Genomic DNA, 19,462 nt, shown 5'->3' with positions numbered 1-19,462 from the left:
AAAACATACAAAGCATCGTTTTCTATCATTATACCAGAAATCTCATAACTCATAGTCCATACCATTCATAATAACATCATCTTTGCCACTGTTTCACCAATATGCGCAGGACTATCAACAATAGTAACACCGGCATTTCTCAATGCTTCAACTTTTGAAATAGCAGTGCCTTTATTCCCTGAAATGATAGCTCCGGCATGCCCCATACGCTTACCATGGGGAGCCGTACTTCCTGCAATAAAACTAATAACCGGTTTTGTGATCTCCCGTCTTATGACCTCGGCAGCCTCCTCCTCTGCGCTTCCTCCGATTTCTCCGATTAATACAACAACTTCTGTTTCTTTATCCTCCTGAAATAACCTGAGTATGTCTACAAAGTCAGTACCCACAATCGGATCGCCTCCAATTCCGATACAGGTAGACTGTCCCAGTCCTCTTTGAGTAAGCTGCCAGACAGCCTCATAAGTAAGAGTTCCACTCCGCGAGACAACTCCTACATGACCGGATTTATGGATATATCCCGGCATAATACCAATCTTGCATGCATCAGGTGTAATAATACCAGGACAGTTTGGACCAATCAGACGTGTTTTTCTCTGTGAGAGATATTTTTTAACTCTGATCATATCCAGGGTAGGAATACCTTCTGTAATACAAACAATCAACTCAATCCCCGCCTCAGAGGCCTCCATAATTGCATCTGCTGCGAAGGGTGCAGGCACATAGATTACAGAAGCATTTGCCCTGAAATCTATTGCAGCTTCACGTACACTATCAAAAACAGGAATGCCCAATTGTGTCGTGCCACCCTTACCCGGTGTAACACCTGCAATAAGTTTAGTACCATATTCCAACATTCGTTCAGCATGAAAACTTCCCGCATGCCCGGTTATACCCTGACATATTACCCTTGTATTTTTATCTATTAATATACCCATTGTCTTTCTCTGCGCGTTTTGTGGCTAAGCTCCTATCTTGATACCTTCACTACCAAACTTGCAGCTTCTTTCATATCCTTTGCAGAGAGGATAGGTAAACCAGAATCATGAAGTATCTTTTTCGCTCTATCGACGTTCGTTCCTTCCAACCGCACAACCAGAGGTATATGGATCCCTACTTCTTTAACGGCTTGAATAATACCGGATGCAATGATATCACATTTCATAATCCCACCAAAAATATTGATCAAAATTGCTTTTACCTTAGAGTCAGACAGAATAATCTTAAACGCCTGGGTAACCTGTTCCAGGGAGGCATCACCACCAACATCCAAAAAATTGGCAGGCTCTCCGCCGTGGAACTTAATGATATCCATCGTAGCCATAGCGAGACCTGCTCCATTTACAAGACATCCAATATTCCCATCAAGACTTATGTAACTAAGCTTGTATTTCCTAGCCAATGCTTCAGGAGGTGAAAGGTCTTGGGTTTGAATAAACTCTTGAAATTCAGGATGGCGGTAAAGAGCATTATCATCAACATCTATCTTTGCATCTAATGCACATAGTTCTTCATCTCCCGTCACAACCAAAGGATTAATTTCTACTAATGAACAATCATTTTTCACAAAAACATGAAACAGATTGGTAATAAGATTATTAAATTTTATGGAGAGCGCCCCTGATATATCCAGCCTGGATGCAATACAACGCAATTGAAATGAAAGTATTCCTAAAAACACATCAATAGGTTCTTTCACAATTTTATCAGGTGTCTTTTTGGCAATTTCTTCTATTTCTACCCCTCCTTCAGAACTAACAATCAAGATGGGTGTACAAAGTGCGCGATCGATAGTTATGGCAAGGTATAATTCCCTCTGAATTGAAAGTGCTTCTTCAACAAGGAGGTAGTTAACTTTAATACCTGTTTGGCCGGTCTGGTGTGTTGTAAGATAGGAGCCAAGCATGCCTGCTGCACATGCCTGCGCTTCTTCAGGTGTATTAATGAACTGGATGCCGCCGCCCTTCCCCCTGCCGCCAGCGAGAACTTGCGCCTTTAAGACACAACGGTTACAACCAATTTCCCGGAATACTTTTGATGCATCATTACCGGAAGATATGGCTTTACCACGAGGAACGTAAATGCCATACATTTTAAGGATATTTTTTGATTGAAACTCATATAGCTTCAAAGATGGTTATTTTATACTATATCTGGTTTGATAATGCCCTGGAGATGGATGCGCACTTGATCTACCATCTCTCCATCAGAAATGGAAATGATACGTCCTTCAACGTATTGCTTATCCACCCATTCTTTTATCCTGGTAACCCCCTCGTGATTTTTAGGAATTTGCTTATCTCCTTCCAATCCGAAAAAGATATTAATCCATTGAGCAATCCCGGCTGCACCGGATTTATCGGTAACGGAAACACCGATAGGCCTGTTTAAAAGCTTTTTTGTATCAAAGATATTGTATATTTCTTCATTTTTCAATAATCCATCCGAATGGATACCTGCACGGGTAATATTGAACTCTGAACCTACAAAAGGCTGCGTTGGGGGAATTGCATATCCGATCTCATTTCTGTAATAATCGGCAATTTCTGTAATTACCGTGGTATCGATGAGTTCATCGTTACCCCGTAAGGCGAGATATTCAATTACCAGGGCCTCTATAGGTGTATTTCCGGTACGTTCTCCCAAACCCAATAAGGTACCATTGATTCCACTGCATCCATAAAGCCAGGCAGAGGTGGCATTGCTTACCGCCAGGTAAAAGTCATTATGGCCATGCCATTCCAGATACTCTGAGGGAACACCCGCAAAGTGGTTAAGTCCATAGATAATACCTGGTACGCTGCGGGGCAATGCAGCCCCGGGATAACTAACGCCCATTCCCATAGTATCACATGCACGAATTTTTATAGGAATTTTACTTTCCTTTGATAATTTCATAAGTTCCTTAGCAAAGGGAACGACAAAACCATAGAAGTCGGATCTGGTAATATCTTCAAAGTGGCACCGAGGGGCAATCCCCTCATCCAGAGCAGCCCGTATAATATCCAGGTACATCTCCAGCGCCTGCTTTCTATTTTTATTTAACTTTAAATAGATATGATAATCTGAAGAAGAGCATAAAATACCGGTTTCTTTGAGCCCCATTTCCTTAACTAATTTGAAGTCACTCTTTACAGCCCTAATCCATCCCGTAACTTCCGGATATTTATAACCCTTTTCCAGGCATTTTCTTACCGCTTCCTGATCCTTTGCATTATACAGGAAAAATTCACACTGGCGGATAAGACCGCTTTTACCACCCAATTTGTGAATCAAGTCAAAGAGATCCACAATTTGTTTAACGGTATAGGGTGGCCGGGATTGTTGCCCATCTCTAAAGGTCGTATCCGTAATCCATATCTCATCAGGCATATTCATCGGGTTGAGCCGGTAATTAAACGGTATCTTGGGAATTTTATCGTAGGGAAATACATCTCGAAAGAGATTCGGTTCTGTCGAATCTTGCAATTGAAAAATATACTCTTCGGGTTCTAATGTTTTGCGGAATTTATTAAATCGAAGCATCTACAATTTCCCTTAATAAATATTTTTAAAAATAGAGAAAGACTTCATGGATGGGCTAAACTTCAAATTTTAAATACAACATTTTTACAAGTCAAGTGAAATGATAGAAAATTCGAGAAATATTCTTTTTAAATTTTCCCAGGAGGTTATGGCAGATTGACATTATTGGGAAAAATTAGGATACTATTGCGATTCAATGCTTAAGGAACCAAGCAAGTGTTTTTAAGCTTACCTTTTAAATCTCTTCTTTGAATAAAATTTTAAATTTATGGAACCAAATAGCTAAATTATTGTTTCCTACTATCTAGAAATTTCAATTCTATAGTATTATTTTCTTATTCGGTAAAATATTTTATCCAGGTTTATTGAGTTAAGGAGGGGTATATGGTTTTACATGCTGGTAATTATCACTTGACACCAAGTTCAGGAAAATTATGCGTCTATACATTCAAAGAAGGATTCCTTAGTGCAGTAGCTCACGACTTATTGATTGAGGTAACCGATTTTATTATTAACCTGAATATTCCTGCTTCTGGTTCGGCAAGTGTAGAGGCAGAAATAAAGGCAAATTCACTGAAAGTAATCTGTGCAATGAAAGACGGACAGCGCCAGCCAGACACATTAAAAGAAAAAGACAAAACAGATATTGAAGAGGCCACTCACAAGGATGTCCTCCATCCCACAAAATATCCTGCGATTAACTTCCGTTCTACAAGCATTACTCAAGAAAAAGAAGGTTGTTACCTCGTAAAGGGAGAATTAACCTTGCATGGAGCTACCCATCCTGTAGAGTTTAAAGCAAACACCACCACAGGGAAAGACTTAAAAGGCAAATTTACCATCTCTCAGAAGGATTACGGAATAAAGCCATACAAAGCTTTATTAGGAACTCTGAAGGTTAAAAACGAAATAGATATCACCTTCGATTTATCTTTAAGCTAAAAATTGACTTTATTTTTCAATAAAAAGCATATAAAATTTACATTTTAATTATCAAAATATCTGATGAAAGATAGAGGGTTCAGAATTTCTTATTAACAGGAGGAGAAAGGGATAACAGTGGAAAATAGTAGAAGAAAATTCCTGAAAATTGCATCTCACACCTTAGGAGGTGCTTTAGCTGCAGGTATAGTGGCCCCATTAGTTGGATTGGCAGTACATCCTTTAATGAAGGAAACGGTGTACGGAACTGAGAATTTTATCAATCTTGGTTCCTTGGAAGATTTTCCCGTTGGTGTTCCTAAAAAAATGACCATTACATCCTCAAAAATGGATGCATGGAATATTTTTGAAGGGTTAGTTATGGGGTCTGTCTGGGTAATCAGACAAGAGGATAATTCATTCAACGTATTTTCCACAAACTGCCCGCATCTTGGTTGTGGAATAGACTGGGGACAGGAAGAAAATAAGTTTTTATGCCCGTGTCATGGCGGTGTATTTGATGTGGATGGCAAGACCCTCGCAGGCCCTTCCCCACGCGACCTTTACGCATTTGAGACAAAGGTAGAAAACAATAACGTATTGGTGAATTATAAAAGGGTAATATAACTATCAGGATATTTTTTTTCTAAGGTGATTTAATCAATGGCAAATAAAATACGTGAATGGATAGAAGACAGAACCGGATTAAATAAATTTTTAAAAGTAGCCCTGGACGAACCTGTACATGGCGGAGCTAAATGGTCATATGTATTTGGAAGCGCACTGGTATTCCTTTTCGTCCTTCAGGCAGTTACCGGTATAGTAATGGCCAGTTTTTATTCTCCCTCTTCGACTTCGGCATGGGGAAGTGTCTATTATATTCAGGAAAAAACATCTTTTGGCTGGTTCGTACGTGGCTTGCATCATTATGGCTCAAGCGCCATGATTATCGTAGCTATCGTTCATATGTTCCAGGTTTTTATTTTCGGTGCATATAAAAAACCCCGTGAACTCAACTGGATATCCGGAGTAATTCTTCTTCTGTTTTTGATGGGTTTTGGTTTGACAGGCTATCTTCTACCCTGGGATCAAAAAGGATATTGGGCTACTCAGGTGGCTACCAATATCATAGGAACTATCCCTGTAATTGGCGATTACATCAAAGTGCTCCATCAGGGTGGTTCTGATTACGGAAACTTTACTTTAACCCGTTTCTATGCTCTTCATGTATTTTTGCTACCCATATCCTTACTCTTCTTCCTTGGTATTCATATAGCGCTTTTTCGTAAACATGGTGTAACTCCTTACTGGAAGATGAAAGAGAATGTATTAAAAAACCGTGTTGATCCATTCTGGCCAGATCAGGTATTTAAAGACATTGTATTTGCCATGGGAATATATGCTGTTCTCGTGGGATGGGTCTTTTGGAGCGGAGGCGCAGAACTTCATGCGCCGGCTGACCCGGCATCTAATTTTCTTGCCAGGCCAGAGTGGTATTTCCTGTTCTTATTCCAACTGTTAAAATATTGCCAGGGTAACCTCTTAATCGTAGGTACTGTTATTATACCAACACTGGCTATCATATTCTTGTTTGTGCTGCCATTTATCGACAGAAACACCTCAAGGTACCCATCGAAAAGAATACCATTTTTCAGCGCTGTATTCTCCGGATTAGCAGGAATCGTTGTTTTAACGGTTATTTCGATAGTCCACGACAACCATGATATACATATAATCCATCAAAAAGAGGATTCAGAACATCAATCGGCAAGGGCTATGAAACTTGCAGCCAAAGGTGTTCCACCCGGAGGCGGTAATTTGATCTTCCTGAATGATCCAATATATCTAGGGGAAAAGATTTTCAAGGAAAGTTGCATAGGCTGTCATATGGTGAAAGGACAGGGAGGAGATACTGCCCCCGATTTTACTGATTTTGGATCAAGAGAATGGGTAGTAGGGCTGTTAAAAGATCCCAAGGGTGCAAAATATTTTAAAGAATCAGGAACTATGCCTCCCGTTAAACTCCCTGATGAATCAATTTTTGATATGACAGAGTTTCTATTAAGCCAGTCAGGGGATCTTCTCAATAAAAATATTGATAGTATTGAAAGAGGAAAGGGTCTTGTCTTAAAAGGGAATTGTGCTATTTGTCATCCTATAGGCGATAAAGATGCAAAGAGGATTGCACCAAACCTGACCGACTATTTATCAGAAACCTGGTTAAAGGAATTCATTAAAAATCCTTCCGATCCAAAATTCTACGGTACAAAGAACAAGATGCCCGGTTTTGACAGGCTTACCGATAAGGAAATGGATGCGCTGATACAATATCTGTTTACGTTGTCAAAAGACCGAACACTAATTTCCCGGAATGAAATAAGCTCACAACCAAAGAAACGAACCTATATATTTGGCCTGTCATTTCCAAGAACAATGATGGACTTTAAAAATAACAGTTAATGTATAGGATAAGATATTTTAGTAATTTTACGCCACAAAGCCATCAAGGTACAAAGAACTGAGTATTTTGATGGCTTTGTGTTATTTCGAGTTTGCTCTTCGCCGGTCCAATTATCTTTAATTGAGACGAAACAGTTGAAATATTTCCACACCACGGCACCCTTCAAAAGGTAGGAATGCATTGCAATGCACCTCTACACCATTATATACTTATACTCCATAGCCTCTTAAACATGAATCGGATAATTTTCATATTATATCTTGACATAGCCTTTTTATATTGTATCATTAATGTGAATAATAATTCACATAAGAAATATACTATATGAGTACAGAAAAATTAGATACAGAAGTTAGGCAAAGCCAGATAGCACAAGCAGCCTTAAGTTTGATTGCAAGTTATGGTTTAAAAGGATTAAGCATAGCAAGGATAGCCCGCAAGGTCGGCCTTGTGCCTTCAGCAATATACCGACACTTTAAAAATAAGGAAGAGATGCTTGATGCCATTCTTCATCACATTCAAAAGAGGTTGCTCGATAATGTCGATATTGTATGTAACGAGACTCCTGAACCAATTGACCAACTCAGGCGGCTACTTATGTATCATGTTAAGCTTATTCGGGAAAACCAGGGAATTCTTCGCATTATCTTTTCTGAAGATCTCTACCATGGGCATCCAGAACGAAAAGGTAAGGTATACAATATCATAATAAACTATCTCAATTGCGTAGACAAAATTATTATCCAGGGACAGCAAGAAGGCAAAATACGACGAGACATAGGCCCGGCAACTATTTCCTTAATGTTTTTAGGTATCATTCAGCCATCGGCAATTCTCTGGCATATAAGTGATGGTAAGTTTGATGTAACAAGACATGCAGAAAAGACCTGGAAAACATTTAGTGAATGTCTCGTTATGAAATAAATTTTTTGTCTATTATGTGAATACCAATTCACTTATATAGTACAACTAAGAGGTAAGACATGAGAAAAAGTATAAAAATAATGATATTTTTGATACTCATAGGCATTATCACAGCAGCGCCAACATACCTGTATCTCAAAAATAAGTCACACAGCGATTCGAATATCATTCGTGTCTCCGGTAATATCGAGGTCACTGATGCCGAGGTGAGCTTCAAGATTTCAGGACGCGTGGATAAGCGTCTGGTGGATGAAGGTGAGTTTGTACAAAAAGATGAAGTGGTAGCCCTGCTCGATAGTTCAGATTTGAATAGCGAGGTAGAGATACGCCGTGCTGAACTACAAATGGCACAAGCAGACCTGGCTGAACTTGAAGCCGGTTCGCGTCCTCAGGAAATTGCTGAAGCTGAAGCAAAACTTGCAGCGGCAAAAGCAGATAAAATACATTTAGAGAGTGATTTTCATAGAGCGGAAAAACTATTCAAACAACAGGCGATTTCTGCTGAGGAATACATGCACTCCAAGGGAGATCACGAGGTTGCAGTGGCCCGATTACAGGAGGCCGAGGAACGTCTCAAATTAATTCGGGAAGGCCCTCGAAAAGAGCGGATAGAGCAAGCCCGTGCACAGGTTAAGCAGGCACGGGCAGCCCTTAAGCTAGCTCAGATACGTCTGAGTTATGCAAAACTAGCTTCTCCTCTTTCCGGTGTCGTTCTCTCAAAGAATATAGAACCGGGAGAATACGTTGCCCCTGGAACACCGATTGTCACGATTGGTGATCTTGAGAATGTATGGTTGCGAGCATATATTAACGAGACAGATTTAGGTCGCGTGAAGGTTGGTTATCAGGCAAATATAATCACCGATACCTATCCAGATACGATATACAAAGGCTCTGTATCATTCATTGCATCTCAGGCTGAATTTACTCCTAAAAATGTCCAGACAAAAGAGGAGCGTGTTAAGCTTGTTTATCGAATAAAGATCAATATCTCTAATCTTGGTATGGAACTAAAACCCGGGATGCCTGCTGATGCGGATATTATAATCCCAGATGCCATTATCAATAATCAATAGAAAGATGGGAATCTTCATTTGGTGCACCATTTATATATGATAAATATCATGAAAATGATTAAGACTACTCACCTTACAAAGAATTTTAATAATATCCGTGCTGTTGATGATCTCAGCTTCGATGTATTTGAAGGAGAAATTTTTGGGCTTGTTGGCCCCGATGGTGCCGGAAAGACGACTACCATGCGACTGTTGACCTCGATCATGGAGCCAACATCGGGTAATGCCTGGGTCGCTGGTCATCATGTGGTAAAAGAATCAGAGATAATCAAGGAGAAAATCGGTTATATGAGCCAGAAATTCGGTCTATATCCAGATCTCACTGTGATAGAAAATATCAATTTTTACGCTGATATTTATGGCATACCGCGTAAGAATCGTGAAAAGAAGATAAATAATCTCCTTACTTTCAGTAACCTAACACCCTTCAAGAAACGATTGGCGGGAAATCTTTCAGGTGGGATGAAACAAAAGCTGGGCCTCACCTGCACGTTAATTCACACACCCAAAGTCCTCTTTCTCGATGAGCCAACGAATGGTGTGGATCCGGTCTCCCGTCGCGACTTTTGGCATATTTTATACGGATTGCTCCACGAAAAGGTTACGATCTTCGTCTCAACTGCTTATCTCGATGAGGCTGAACGCTGTAATAGAGTCGGACTCATCCATAAGGGCAGGCTGCTTGCCTGTGGAACTCCGGATGAGGTAAAAAAGCTTATGCATGGAGCCATCCTTGAGATACGGTCATCAGAACCACGTAAAGCCTTGGCCATCTTGCGTGAGCAGTTACACGCTGACTCTGCAGGGATTTTTGGTGCTTCCATTCACCTGGTAACCCAGAATCTAGAAAAGTCAATAGTTCAAGTCGAAAAACTTCTTAGGGAAGCTGATCTTAAACTTAGTGGGATGAGGGCTATTAAACCGACACTGGAAGATGTATTTGTCTCGGTACTTGCCAAAGATAAGGAGTCCAACGATCGTGAAGACCATGGAAAATGACAAAGCCGTCATGGTAAAAGATCTAGAGAAGCGGTTCGGCAAATTCATGGCTGTAAACCGCATAAGCTTTGAGGTCGCCAAAGGAGAGATATTTGGCTTCCTCGGTCCCAACGGAGCTGGTAAATCCACAACGATTCGGATACTGTGCGGCATCCTTACACCAACGGGAGGTGCAGGAACAGTGGCAGGGTTCAACATCCGCACCGAAGCGGAAAAGATCAAGAGCCATATTGGGTACATGAGCCAAAGATTTTCACTTTATGAAGACTTAACCGTTGAGGAAAATATTAATTTCTATAGCGGCATTTACCACATCACTCCCAAAAAAAAGAAGGAACGGAAAGAATGGGTAATCGAGATGGCTGGCCTTAAGGAGCATCGCCATTCCCGGACGGCTATTTTATCGAGCGGTTGGAGGCAGAGACTGGCACTTGGTTGTGCAATCCTTCATGAACCACCTATACTATTTCTCGATGAGCCAACATCCGGGGTCGACCCCATCAGCCGCCGTCAATTCTGGGATCTGATTTATGAATTATCTGGCAGAGGTATTACCGTATTTGTTACTACCCATTATATGGAAGAAGCCGAATATTGTAATCGAATAGGTCTTATCTATCGTGGTAAATTGATTGTCATCGGAACTCCAGAGATGCTTAAGACAGAATGTATGCAAGAGGATGTTCTGGAAGTTCTGTGCGAACGGCCTCAAGATGCAATGGTCGAAATTAAAAAGGTTGATGGTGTCAAAGATGTTACCCTCTTCGGCAAGGGATTGCACGTCATAGCTGAGGATGGCGATACTGCTGCATCTGCAATCAGCCGTTTGCTTAGAGACAAAGGCTATGGAATTCCACCTGTTGAAAAGATCGATCCTTCGCTTGAAGACGTATTTGTGTCCCTTATAGAAGCCCATGACCGGGCGGAGCAGCTTCAGCAAGAGAGTACAATGATGAAATTATGAGAATCTAACAGGAAATGGTGAATTTATATGTTTATTTCTGTTTAACTTATCTGAGCAATTATGTTCATAAAACTTTTTATAAGGAGAAAATATAGTGAGAAATAAAAATATATTCGATGCATTAACTATCTTAGCAATTTTATTTACGCATATTCTTTTTCTGTCTAGCTCTATTGGATGTTTAGCACAAAGCCATACTCATATATCAGAATCTCACGAAATAAAGGGAAGTAAAACAATAAAATTCCCTATTCCCCAACCGTTAAAGGTAGAACACGAAGAACTTCATGTGGAACTTGTAAAAGCTACCAAGGCAGGTGGCAAGACAGGAGATGCGGCAAAGGCTGTTGCAGAGATCTTACATCCACATTTTGTAAAGGAAGAGGAATTTGCCTTACCACCGCTCGGTTTATTATCCCATGTAACAAAAGGAATAGTTACAGCAGAAATGGAAGATGTTCTTACAATGACTGATACATTAAAAGCGGAACTTCCCCGAATGCTTCAAGAACATACAGCAATCATTGATTCCTTAAAGAATTTAATAAATGCAGCAAAGGGAGAAAAGAAGACGGAATATGTACATTTTGCAGAGAAACTCATATTGCATGCACAAACTGAAGAAGAAGTTTTATATCCAACTTCTCTTTTGATTGGTGAATATCTGAAATTGAAACTGAAGAAATAATGCAACAATAGGTATTGAGAATCTGTCCGAAAATTCAAAATGTCATTCCGTCAACAAAGAAGCGAGAAATTTCTCCCTGTATAGATCCAAAATTCTTTAATTCTAATAGAGACAGGTTTCAAACGTGTCTCTACCTCCGCTTCATTCGGAATGGCAGTCCTTGTTTTCTGATAGTCCCTTGTTTTTCCTAATAAGAGTTGAGAAGATGAAGTTATTTCGAATCAGGGCCGTTGCCCATAAGGAATTTATTCATATTGCGCGTGACCCAAGAAGCCTTGGTATGGCCATCGCCATTCCACTCTTGCTGCTGGTACTCTTCGGTTATGCTTTGACACTTGATGTGGATAATGTACCCATGGTAGTATGGGATCAGAGTGAGTCTCAGATAAGCCGGGAATTCATAAGCCGTTTTAGAGGTTCTCACTACTTCTCACTCAAAGAGTTTGTACACAGCTACCGGGGAGTAGAACAGGCTATCGATTCCGGTAAGGCCTTTGTAGCCCTCATAATCCCGACAGATTTTGCAAGACGCATTGAGCGCGGAAACCCCGCTCCTGTACAATTCATTGTGGATGGAAGTGATTCCAACACTGCCACGATCGCGATTGGATATGTAGATGCAGTCGCCCAGACTTACTCACATGAAATCGCCATTCATGAGATTCAGAGGATAGGAAGAAAAGAACTTCAACCACCGATTGATATACAGACCCGGGTTTGGTTTAATGCCAACCTGGAGTCAAAAAACTATATTATTCCTGGCCTTATCGCTGTAATTATGATGGTAATCGCTGCACTTCTTACCTCATTAACGGTAGCCCGTGAGTGGGAACGAGGCACTATGGAACAGCTTATCTCCACACCCGTAAAGAGCCAGGAACTGATCATTGGAAAGCTTGTCCCTTACTTCGCTATAGGGATGTTTGACGTACTTTTATCGGTGCTCATGGGAGAATATCTTTTTCAGGTTCCGCTCCGTGGTAACATTGCCTTGCTTTTTGGTATGGCAGCAATCTTCCTGGCAGGTGCCTTATCATTGGGTATGGCAATCAGCATACTTACCAAAAGTCAACTTCTCGCCAGCCAATTAGCAATGATATTGACGTTTTTACCCTCATTTTTATTATCAGACTTTATGTATGCAATTAGTAATATGCCAAAAATAATCCAGATAATTACCTATGCAATTCCGGCAAAATACTTTGTGACTATACTAAAAGGTATTTACCTGAAAGGTGTAGGTTTAGAGATTTTGGCGCTCGAGGCAGGACTCTTGATTATGTTTGGTATAGCCATGATAATTTTGGCTAACATAAAATTCAAAAAAAGGTTACCATAATACTATGTATGAGCGCATTAAACATATGCTCGTGAAAGAGTTTATTCAAATATTCCGCGATCCAAAGATGAAGGGAATGATCTTCTTAACGCCGATCATTCAAGTGCTTGTATTCGGTTATGCCGTAACGACCGATGTGAAGCACGTTGCCATGGCGGTCTATGATCTCGATAACAGCGTAGCTAGCCGTGAACTTGTGGACCGATTCGTGAAGTCGGGCTATTTTGATGTCGTAGAATACATAAACAAAGAAGGCCGTGACCGTGACTTGATAGACCAGGGTAAAATTCGGGTCGTCCTTCGCATGAACAAGGGCTTTGAGGACGATTTAAGGGCAGGACGAACTGCACAACTGCAGGTGATCATAGATGGAACCGACTCGAATACAGCAGGGGTTGTACTTGATTACAGCGCAAAAATTGTTGGACAATTCTCACAAAAGATTTTCATTACAAGGTATACTCAAATAAAAGGTCCTGCCGAAAGGGCTGCTCGGGTAGAAATGCAGACGCGGGCATGGTTTAACGAAAACCTGGAAAGCCGTAATTTCTATGTACCAGGTGTAATTGCGATCATTGTGATGCTTATCACCTTAATGCTCACCAGCATGGCGATTGTACGTGAGAAGGAGATAGGTACGATAGAACAAATTCTGGTTACTCCAATCACACAAACAGAATTTATACTTGGCAAAACCGTACCCTTTGCCATAATAGGTATTGCTGATGTAATCATAATTACCCTGATTGGGATATTTTGGTTTGAAGTACCGATACGAGGCAATCTCTTTATACTCCTTATCGCCACGGCCCTTTACCTTATGACAACACTTGGCATAGGGCTCTTGATTTCAACAGTCAGTAAGACGCAGCAGGAGGCTATGATGAGCGTTTTCTTATTCTACTTCCCTGCGGTACTCCTTTCGGGATTTATGTTCCCCATTGCCAATATGCCAGCAATCGTCCAGTGGCTCACCTATTTGAATCCACTCAGATATTTTCTGGTAATCGTCCGGGGCATCTTCCTCAAAGGAGTGGGTCCAAACATTCTATGGCCACACATGGTTGCACTTGCTATAATGGGTATAGTAATATTATGGATAGCAGCAAAAAGATTCAGAAAGACTATTGTTTAAATATCAGAAAGAGGAAAAAAATGAGTTGGATTTGTCCGCATCAGATAAATGATGAATGTGCCCGGTTAAGGAAAAAATGCCAACCCTCACAAAAAGGTTGTGTATTGGAAGGCGGGGTTAAATTTATCGATTATCAGAGAAATAGCGAAAATACAAAGGATTTAAGAGAGGAAAAGAGACAGGATAATAAGGCAGATTCCCACAGAATTCAGAGAAGACAACGAAAAAACAAGAAATAGATTACTGAAACAAATAAAGAGCAAAGTATGCTGGCATGTATCCGGACACAACTAAGCACATCATTAAAGCGATTTTCACCTGATAAGAGTATACGCTGGCTCATGAACCGGCAAATATCTGAATCAGCTATTCTTGCCGGGATAGCTATTTTTGTGGGTCTCACCAGTGGAGCGGGTGTATGGCTCTTCAAGCAAATGTTTAGTTTAATATACCAGACTGCGTTCGATGGACTAGGTTTGCCTTGAGATCTTCTGGCGCACAGGAAGATTATTCTTCAGCAGCTCTATAACAGCACACAGTGGCTTGAGTTTAACAGGATAGGCATCATCTTAGGTCACACCTGGGTAATTGGATGATTATTCTTGTTCCAACTATGGGTGGTCTTGCTGTTGGGCTAATCGCCCATTTTCTCATCGGCAAAGAGTGCTACCCTGGGATCAATGTTTGGACAATTATCGCGTCTTTCCGACAATCTTGTACGCTCACTTGTTGCAGCGGGTGCGGCAGGGGGAATTGCTGCGGGTTTTAATGCACCAATTACCGGAGTATTTTTTGCATTAGAAATTATTGTTGGAGAACTAGGTGTTAGTGCATTCGGTGTTGTTACATTAGCTTCGGTAGTCTCATCGGTGTTCACACAGGGTGATCGGGACCACAACCTGCATTCCACATACCTGAACATGCATTTAATTCAGCATGGGAATTACCCTTCTATTTGGGGCTTGGTATACTGGCCGGGTCTAGCGCAGCATTCTATATCTATTTACATCATTTCACACGAAATACCTTTGAAAAATGGCGAATTCCACGATGGCTAAAGCCCGCAATAGCTGGTCTCTGTATATGAATTAGCTTTAACCCGCCGCACAGCTATTCGGCATCAACACATAAGCGTACCCTGATAAAACACAACCATTTCTCAAATCATCGAAAAGCAATACTGGTATTTCTAAACAACGACTTATGATAAACCGATGCAGGATCTCTTAACGTTTCATCGGACTGGTTTTGTGATGTGATATCCTGAATCGTACCGTAGATACGAATAACCCGGCCCTGTTCCTTTCCCCATATAGGCTGAGCGAAATCACGCAACCATCGGCTTTCACCATTTTTAGCAATGATACGAAACTCACTTACATGGGACTGGCCTGAGAGCAGATTATCAAGATGCTTCATAAAGATGTGAATATCATCTGGATGAATAAGGCTAAGCCAACCTCCACGGATATTTACCTCTTTCAGAGTATATCCGGTGATATGGGTAAAAGATTCAGTTACACATTCATATACCAGGGTATTGTTAGATTCTAACCGGCAATCATATGCATACCTGGAGATATGTTCGTAACGTTTATAGAAGGAACGAAGATCTTCTTCAAAATAATTCATTGGAGATAGGTAAAATACCACATAATATTTTCAAAAAGAATTAGTATTAGCAAATAGCATACTGAATCCTCGTGATTACATTCTCCTTTGAAGTATTATAGCATGTTGTAATATTATTTAAAGAAAAATATTTCTTTGTGAAATTGTTTTGTATAACAAACTGCTATACCATATGCTTCTATGGAAAAAAGGAATATCGTAGGAAGCAATATAAGAAGATTTAGATTAGATGCTGGAATTACTCAGGAAGAACTTGCCCTGATAAGCGGTCTATCACAGGGTTATATAAACCAATTAGAAAATGGCAGGAGAAATTATACGCAAAAATCGCTAGAACTCATCGCACATGCCATGTCAATACCGTTGATAGAGTTCTTTAAAGAAGAAGAGAGCAAGCAGGTTTCTTTTGTTGCAGAAAAAGGCGATAATTACCAAAAGAAAAGCCCTAATAAGAGAGAATTTTTCCAACTTTTAAGTGATTTACCGGAACACATTATTGACCACTACCTCACTCTTCTAAAATTAGAACGTGAATTAGTAATCAAGAATAAAAAAACTGCATTGTAGTAAACATACTATTCTTCTCATATTTAATACCCTTCATGGTATCCATAAAACAAATCTTTTCGTATTATCCTATATAAGCGCTATTCCCCCTTTAGTAAAATAAAATACGAAGGATTCGTGCACAATCGCTTTTTACTCTTCACTTTTGTACTTTTTTAACAACAGCTTTCCCATATCAACAGCAGACAGAGGGTGACTGTAAATATATCCTTGTATTTCGTTACAACAGATCTGGTGCAAAAAAGCTAATTGCTCTTTGTTTTCAACACCCTCAGCAATTACCTTTAATTTAAGACTTTCTGCTATGGCAATAATAGCGGTAACAATTGCTGCATCATCCTGGTTCGTAGTAATATCCCGCACAAATGATTGATCAATCTTAATCGTATCTATGGAAAATCGTCTTAAGTAACTGAGAGAGGAATACCCCATGCCAAAGTCATCAATGGAAAGTCGTATTCCAAGTTCCTTTAGTTCACAGAGCACTTTGAGGCTTGATTCAATATTGTGCATAACAATGCTCTCGGTAATCTCCAGCTCTAAATATTTTGGATCAAGACCGGTTTCTTTTAGCACGCCTGCAACCATGCCTACAAGATTTTGTTGCTTTATTTGACGTGCCGAGAGGTTTACCGAGACACGGAGTGTAGGAAAGCCTGCATTATGCCACGCTTTGGCCTGAGTACAAGCTGTAGTCAGAACCCATTCACCAATAGGTATAATAAAACCTGTCTCTTCTGCAATGGGAATAAACTTAGATGGATAGATCATACCGAGGTCGGGATGCTTCCAGCGTACAAGGGCCTCTACACCAATAATTTGCTCTGTATCCATATCTACCTGCGGCTGGTAATATATCGAGAGTTCTCCCCTTTCAAGCACTTTTCGCAAGGAGTTTTCCAGCATCATTCTCTCAAAGTTATTACTATTCATGCTTTCCATGTAGAACTCGAAGGTGTTTCTGCCCTGCTCTTTCGCATGATACATCGCAGTATCAGCCTTTTTGATCAGCATACTAGCATCATCGGCGTCAATGGGATAGATACTTACACCTATGCTCGTAGTGGTGTGAATCTCGTATCCTTCAATCTGGAAAGGTTGGTATAATACATCAAGGATCTTCTGCGCAACAATAGCAGCATTCTTTGCGTGAGCAAGGTCAGGAACGACAACAATAAATTCATCGCCACCCATACGGACAATGGTATTGCTCTCACGCATACATCGTGTCAGGCGCTCCGCAACAGCCTTCAACAGTAAATCACCCATGTGATGTCCCAGGGTATCATTGATGGTTTTAAAGCGGTCCAGATCAAGAAGCATAACAGCAACCATATGCTCATTCCGTTTTGCCTGCATAATAGCTACTTCCAGACGGTCTTGTAGCAAAATGCGGTTAGGCAAATTGGTAAGGGCATCGTGGTAGGCCATATGATTAATAAGAGATTCCGATTGCCTTCGCGCAATTGCGTTCCCTATAATCTCCGCCGTAATACGAAGCAGGGCTAAATCTTCCTCATACCGTGAACCGGTAGTCAGGGCATTATCGAAACCTATAAATCCAACTAATCTCTTTTCAGCATATACCGGTAGCGCCAACAACGATTTGATAGCATATTTCTCTAATACCTCCTTTTCAGCAACAGCCTCCGGAGACATTTTGGAAACATCGGGGATATGAATTACATCGCCAGTATGTAACTTTTCCATTAACCAGGGAAATTTTGAAGTAGGAAGATTCTGAAGATTTTGTATTTTGGAGTTAATCTCCTTAGCACACCACTCATGGGTATTGTCCATAATACCACCTTTGTCACGGAACTGAAATAAGTAAACTCTATCCGCTTCACTCAATAGACCTATATCAGCCAACGAAACGGAAATAGCATTATTGAAGTCCGAAAGAGCAACAAATCTTGTAGAGATGCTGGCTACCGTTTTTTCAAAATCTATTCTCCGCCTGAGGGCCTCATCTGCCTGTTTTTGCTCAATAAACTTGCCGATCTGCCCACCGATAGACATCATCATCGTAAGAAGGTCTTCGTCGGGTTGTTGTACCTCGTGGCTAAAAAACTCAAGAACACCTAATATTTCATTCCTGGTAAAAACAGGAAAACCAAAAGCCCCATGTAAGTCTTCTTTAGCAGCAAGCGCAGCCCGAAGAAAGCTTGCATCACGGGCAATATCGCTGATCCATATGGGTTTGCTGGAAGCCCAAATTTTTCCCGGCAATCCAGTACCAAAGGAAAAAACAATCTGCCGACTCAATGCCTTAAACCCTGGTACCTCCACGAAAGGCCTATGCCAGATTTCAATACAACGTAACACGTTAGTTTTCTGATCTATAGTCCAGAAAATACCTATATCCCATCCCAAACTCTCACACACAGCCTGAATGATTTTGGGGATAACTTCATCAATGGCGATTGACTCTACCAATACACGAGTTGTAGCGTATTGTAAGCACAAATGTCGTTCAACTTTTTTACGATCAGTAATATCTTCCTTAATCGCAATGAAGTTCGTAATAACACCGTCAGGATTTTTTACCGGGGAAATAGATGTCAGTTCCCAATAGAGTTCACCATTTTTCTTCTTGTTAATAAATTCTCCCTGCCATTTATTACCAGAAGTGATTGTATTCCATAATTGTTTATAGTTTTCATATGGAGTTTTACCGGATTTCAAAACGCTGGGATTTTTTCCCATAATTTCTTCGCTCGTATACCCTGTTAATTTCATGAAATTGGCATTGACATATTCGATTTTTCCCTCAGTATCAGTAACGATAATCGAATTTGAAATTTGTTCGATAGCATTTGATAACTTACAAAGCTCCTCCATATGCTTACGTTCGGTAATATCCTGAACTATTCCATTCACCTGAACCACCATGCCCGTATCATCAAGGATAACTTCTGCCTGGCCATGGACAATGCGTACAGAGCCTCCCGGTAGAACAATGCGATGCTCAATACGGTAAGGCTTTCCCCTGGATAATGCCTCATCAAGAGATTGCTTTACCAGTACTCTGTCATCAGGATGAACGGAATTGAGATACGCCTCACAGACCCCATCAATTGTCTGTGGAGCGAAACCAAAGATGCGATACATCTCGTCTGACCAATACGTTTTATTCTCCCTCATATTCCATTGCCAATTCCCCAGATGGGCGATTCGTTGTGCATTGGCAAGACTGGCCTCGCTTTTCCGAAGCGCCTCTTCTGCTTC

At 40.6% G+C, this 19,462-nt stretch carries 18 protein-coding genes and 2 pseudogenes; 15 read left to right on the top strand and 5 right to left on the bottom strand.

From position 1 onward, the window contains the following. Positions 1-65 precede the first annotated feature (65 nt). From sucD to FBQ94_RS09000, 3 genes are read right to left on the bottom strand one after another with little or no spacing between them, the layout of a single operon-like run. Entirely contained in the window at positions 66-938 is an 873-nt protein-coding gene (gene sucD, locus FBQ94_RS09010) for a succinate--CoA ligase subunit alpha (RefSeq protein WP_007223227.1), read from the bottom strand. 32 nt (positions 939-970) lie between these two features. Beyond that, the gene (gene sucC / locus FBQ94_RS09005) at positions 971-2,131 is read right to left on the bottom strand and encodes an ADP-forming succinate--CoA ligase subunit beta (protein WP_007223228.1); all 1,161 of its coding nucleotides are present in this window, start codon (positions 2,129-2,131) and stop codon (positions 971-973) included. Between the two features lie 11 nt (positions 2,132-2,142). After that, positions 2,143-3,525 (bottom strand): hydroxymethylglutaryl-CoA lyase-like TIM-barrel protein, encoded by a 1,383-nt coding sequence (locus FBQ94_RS09000; RefSeq protein ID WP_007223229.1) that lies wholly within the window; start codon positions 3,523-3,525, stop codon positions 2,143-2,145. 384 nt (positions 3,526-3,909) lie between these two features. On the opposite strand from FBQ94_RS09000, the gene FBQ94_RS08995 reads away from it, so the two are divergent. The 14 genes and pseudogenes from FBQ94_RS08995 to FBQ94_RS17440 form a co-directional block, all read left to right on the top strand. Continuing rightward, complete coding sequence (locus FBQ94_RS08995; RefSeq protein WP_007223230.1) at positions 3,910-4,467, top strand: YceI family protein; 558 nt, start codon at positions 3,910-3,912, stop codon at positions 4,465-4,467. A gap of 117 nt (positions 4,468-4,584) precedes the next feature. Next, positions 4,585-5,073 carry a QcrA and Rieske domain-containing protein gene (locus FBQ94_RS08990; RefSeq protein WP_007223231.1) on the top strand — a complete coding sequence of 163 codons (489 nt, stop codon included), beginning with the start codon at positions 4,585-4,587 and terminating at the stop codon, positions 5,071-5,073. Positions 5,074-5,109: 36 nt separating this feature from the next. After that, positions 5,110-6,906, top strand: coding sequence for a cytochrome b N-terminal domain-containing protein (locus FBQ94_RS08985; protein ID WP_007223232.1), 1,797 nt, complete (start codon positions 5,110-5,112; stop codon positions 6,904-6,906). A 325-nt stretch (positions 6,907-7,231) separates the two neighbouring features. Next, positions 7,232-7,831: a TetR/AcrR family transcriptional regulator gene (locus FBQ94_RS08980; RefSeq protein WP_007223233.1), complete on the top strand. Its 600-nt coding sequence runs from the start codon at positions 7,232-7,234 to the stop codon at positions 7,829-7,831. 59 nt (positions 7,832-7,890) lie between these two features. Next, positions 7,891-8,907, top strand: a complete 1,017-nt coding sequence (locus FBQ94_RS08975; RefSeq protein ID WP_007223234.1) for an HlyD family secretion protein — start codon at positions 7,891-7,893, stop codon at positions 8,905-8,907. Between the two features lie 48 nt (positions 8,908-8,955). After that, entirely contained in the window at positions 8,956-9,906 is a 951-nt protein-coding gene (locus FBQ94_RS08970; protein ID WP_040545048.1) for an ABC transporter ATP-binding protein, read from the top strand. Beyond that, a complete protein-coding gene (locus tag FBQ94_RS08965; protein WP_040544602.1) occupies positions 9,896-10,870 on the top strand; it encodes an ABC transporter ATP-binding protein in 975 nt (324 codons plus the stop codon). The genes FBQ94_RS08970 and FBQ94_RS08965 overlap by 11 nt, the downstream gene beginning before the upstream one ends. A gap of 94 nt (positions 10,871-10,964) precedes the next feature. Further along, entirely contained in the window at positions 10,965-11,558 is a 594-nt protein-coding gene (locus FBQ94_RS08960) for a hypothetical protein (protein WP_007223237.1), read from the top strand. 205 nt (positions 11,559-11,763) lie between these two features. Further along, positions 11,764-12,897 (top strand): ABC transporter permease, encoded by a 1,134-nt coding sequence (locus FBQ94_RS08955; RefSeq protein ID WP_007223238.1) that lies wholly within the window; start codon positions 11,764-11,766, stop codon positions 12,895-12,897. 4 nt (positions 12,898-12,901) lie between these two features. Next, positions 12,902-14,032, top strand: coding sequence for an ABC transporter permease (locus FBQ94_RS08950; RefSeq protein WP_007223239.1), 1,131 nt, complete (start codon positions 12,902-12,904; stop codon positions 14,030-14,032). Between the two features lie 20 nt (positions 14,033-14,052). Continuing rightward, complete coding sequence (locus FBQ94_RS08945) at positions 14,053-14,271, top strand: hypothetical protein (RefSeq protein WP_007223240.1); 219 nt, start codon at positions 14,053-14,055, stop codon at positions 14,269-14,271. Positions 14,272-14,298: 27 nt separating this feature from the next. Continuing rightward, entirely contained in the window at positions 14,299-14,517 is a 219-nt protein-coding gene (locus FBQ94_RS08940; RefSeq protein ID WP_007223241.1) for a hypothetical protein, read from the top strand. A gap of 195 nt (positions 14,518-14,712) precedes the next feature. Then, a pseudogene (locus FBQ94_RS17445) lies at positions 14,713-14,865 on the top strand (chloride channel protein); the annotation flags it as partial. Between the two features lie 74 nt (positions 14,866-14,939). Next, positions 14,940-15,119 (top strand): annotated as a pseudogene (locus FBQ94_RS17440) (chloride channel protein); the annotation flags it as partial. A gap of 77 nt (positions 15,120-15,196) precedes the next feature. On the opposite strand, the gene FBQ94_RS08930 reads toward FBQ94_RS17440, so the two are convergent. Next, positions 15,197-15,664, bottom strand: coding sequence for a PAS domain-containing protein (locus tag FBQ94_RS08930; RefSeq protein ID WP_007223242.1), 468 nt, complete (start codon positions 15,662-15,664; stop codon positions 15,197-15,199). Positions 15,665-15,844: 180 nt separating this feature from the next. Here FBQ94_RS08930 and FBQ94_RS08925 point away from each other — a divergent pair, with 180 nt between their 5' ends. Further along, the gene (locus tag FBQ94_RS08925) at positions 15,845-16,231 is read left to right on the top strand and encodes a helix-turn-helix domain-containing protein (RefSeq protein ID WP_007223243.1); all 387 of its coding nucleotides are present in this window, start codon (positions 15,845-15,847) and stop codon (positions 16,229-16,231) included. A gap of 132 nt (positions 16,232-16,363) precedes the next feature. On the opposite strand, the gene FBQ94_RS08920 is transcribed toward FBQ94_RS08925, so the two are convergent. Beyond that, positions 16,364-19,462 (bottom strand): EAL domain-containing protein (locus FBQ94_RS08920; RefSeq protein ID WP_285442096.1); only part of this gene is annotated, 3,099 nt, incomplete at its 5' end.

The organism is Candidatus Jettenia sp. AMX1, from assembly GCF_030263775.1.
Classification (GTDB): domain Bacteria; phylum Planctomycetota; class Brocadiia; order Brocadiales; family Brocadiaceae; genus Jettenia; species Jettenia caeni.
This window is presented reverse-complemented; position numbering and strand designations above follow the sequence as displayed.

Bases quoted from the DNA above. Each gene is read 5' to 3' on its own strand.
- sucD (WP_007223227.1), bottom strand. From the start codon at position 938: ATGGGTATATTAATAGATAAAAATACAAGGGTAATATGTCAGGGTATA.
- FBQ94_RS09000 (WP_007223229.1), bottom strand. From the start codon at position 3,525: ATGCTTCGATTTAATAAATTCCGCAAAACATTAGAACCCGAAGAGTAT.
- FBQ94_RS08995 (WP_007223230.1), top strand. From the start codon at position 3,910: ATGGTTTTACATGCTGGTAATTATCACTTGACACCAAGTTCAGGAAAA.
- FBQ94_RS08985 (WP_007223232.1), top strand. From the start codon at position 5,110: ATGGCAAATAAAATACGTGAATGGATAGAAGACAGAACCGGATTAAAT.
- FBQ94_RS08980 (WP_007223233.1), top strand. From the start codon at position 7,232: ATGAGTACAGAAAAATTAGATACAGAAGTTAGGCAAAGCCAGATAGCA.
- FBQ94_RS08975 (WP_007223234.1), top strand. From the start codon at position 7,891: ATGAGAAAAAGTATAAAAATAATGATATTTTTGATACTCATAGGCATT.
- FBQ94_RS08970 (WP_040545048.1), top strand. From the start codon at position 8,956: ATGAAAATGATTAAGACTACTCACCTTACAAAGAATTTTAATAATATC.
- FBQ94_RS08965 (WP_040544602.1), top strand. From the start codon at position 9,896: ATGGAAAATGACAAAGCCGTCATGGTAAAAGATCTAGAGAAGCGGTTC.
- FBQ94_RS08955 (WP_007223238.1), top strand. From the start codon at position 11,764: ATGAAGTTATTTCGAATCAGGGCCGTTGCCCATAAGGAATTTATTCAT.
- FBQ94_RS08950 (WP_007223239.1), top strand. From the start codon at position 12,902: ATGTATGAGCGCATTAAACATATGCTCGTGAAAGAGTTTATTCAAATA.
- FBQ94_RS08945 (WP_007223240.1), top strand. From the start codon at position 14,053: ATGAGTTGGATTTGTCCGCATCAGATAAATGATGAATGTGCCCGGTTA.
- FBQ94_RS08940 (WP_007223241.1), top strand. From the start codon at position 14,299: ATGCTGGCATGTATCCGGACACAACTAAGCACATCATTAAAGCGATTT.
- FBQ94_RS08930 (WP_007223242.1), bottom strand. From the start codon at position 15,664: ATGAATTATTTTGAAGAAGATCTTCGTTCCTTCTATAAACGTTACGAA.
- FBQ94_RS08925 (WP_007223243.1), top strand. From the start codon at position 15,845: ATGGAAAAAAGGAATATCGTAGGAAGCAATATAAGAAGATTTAGATTA.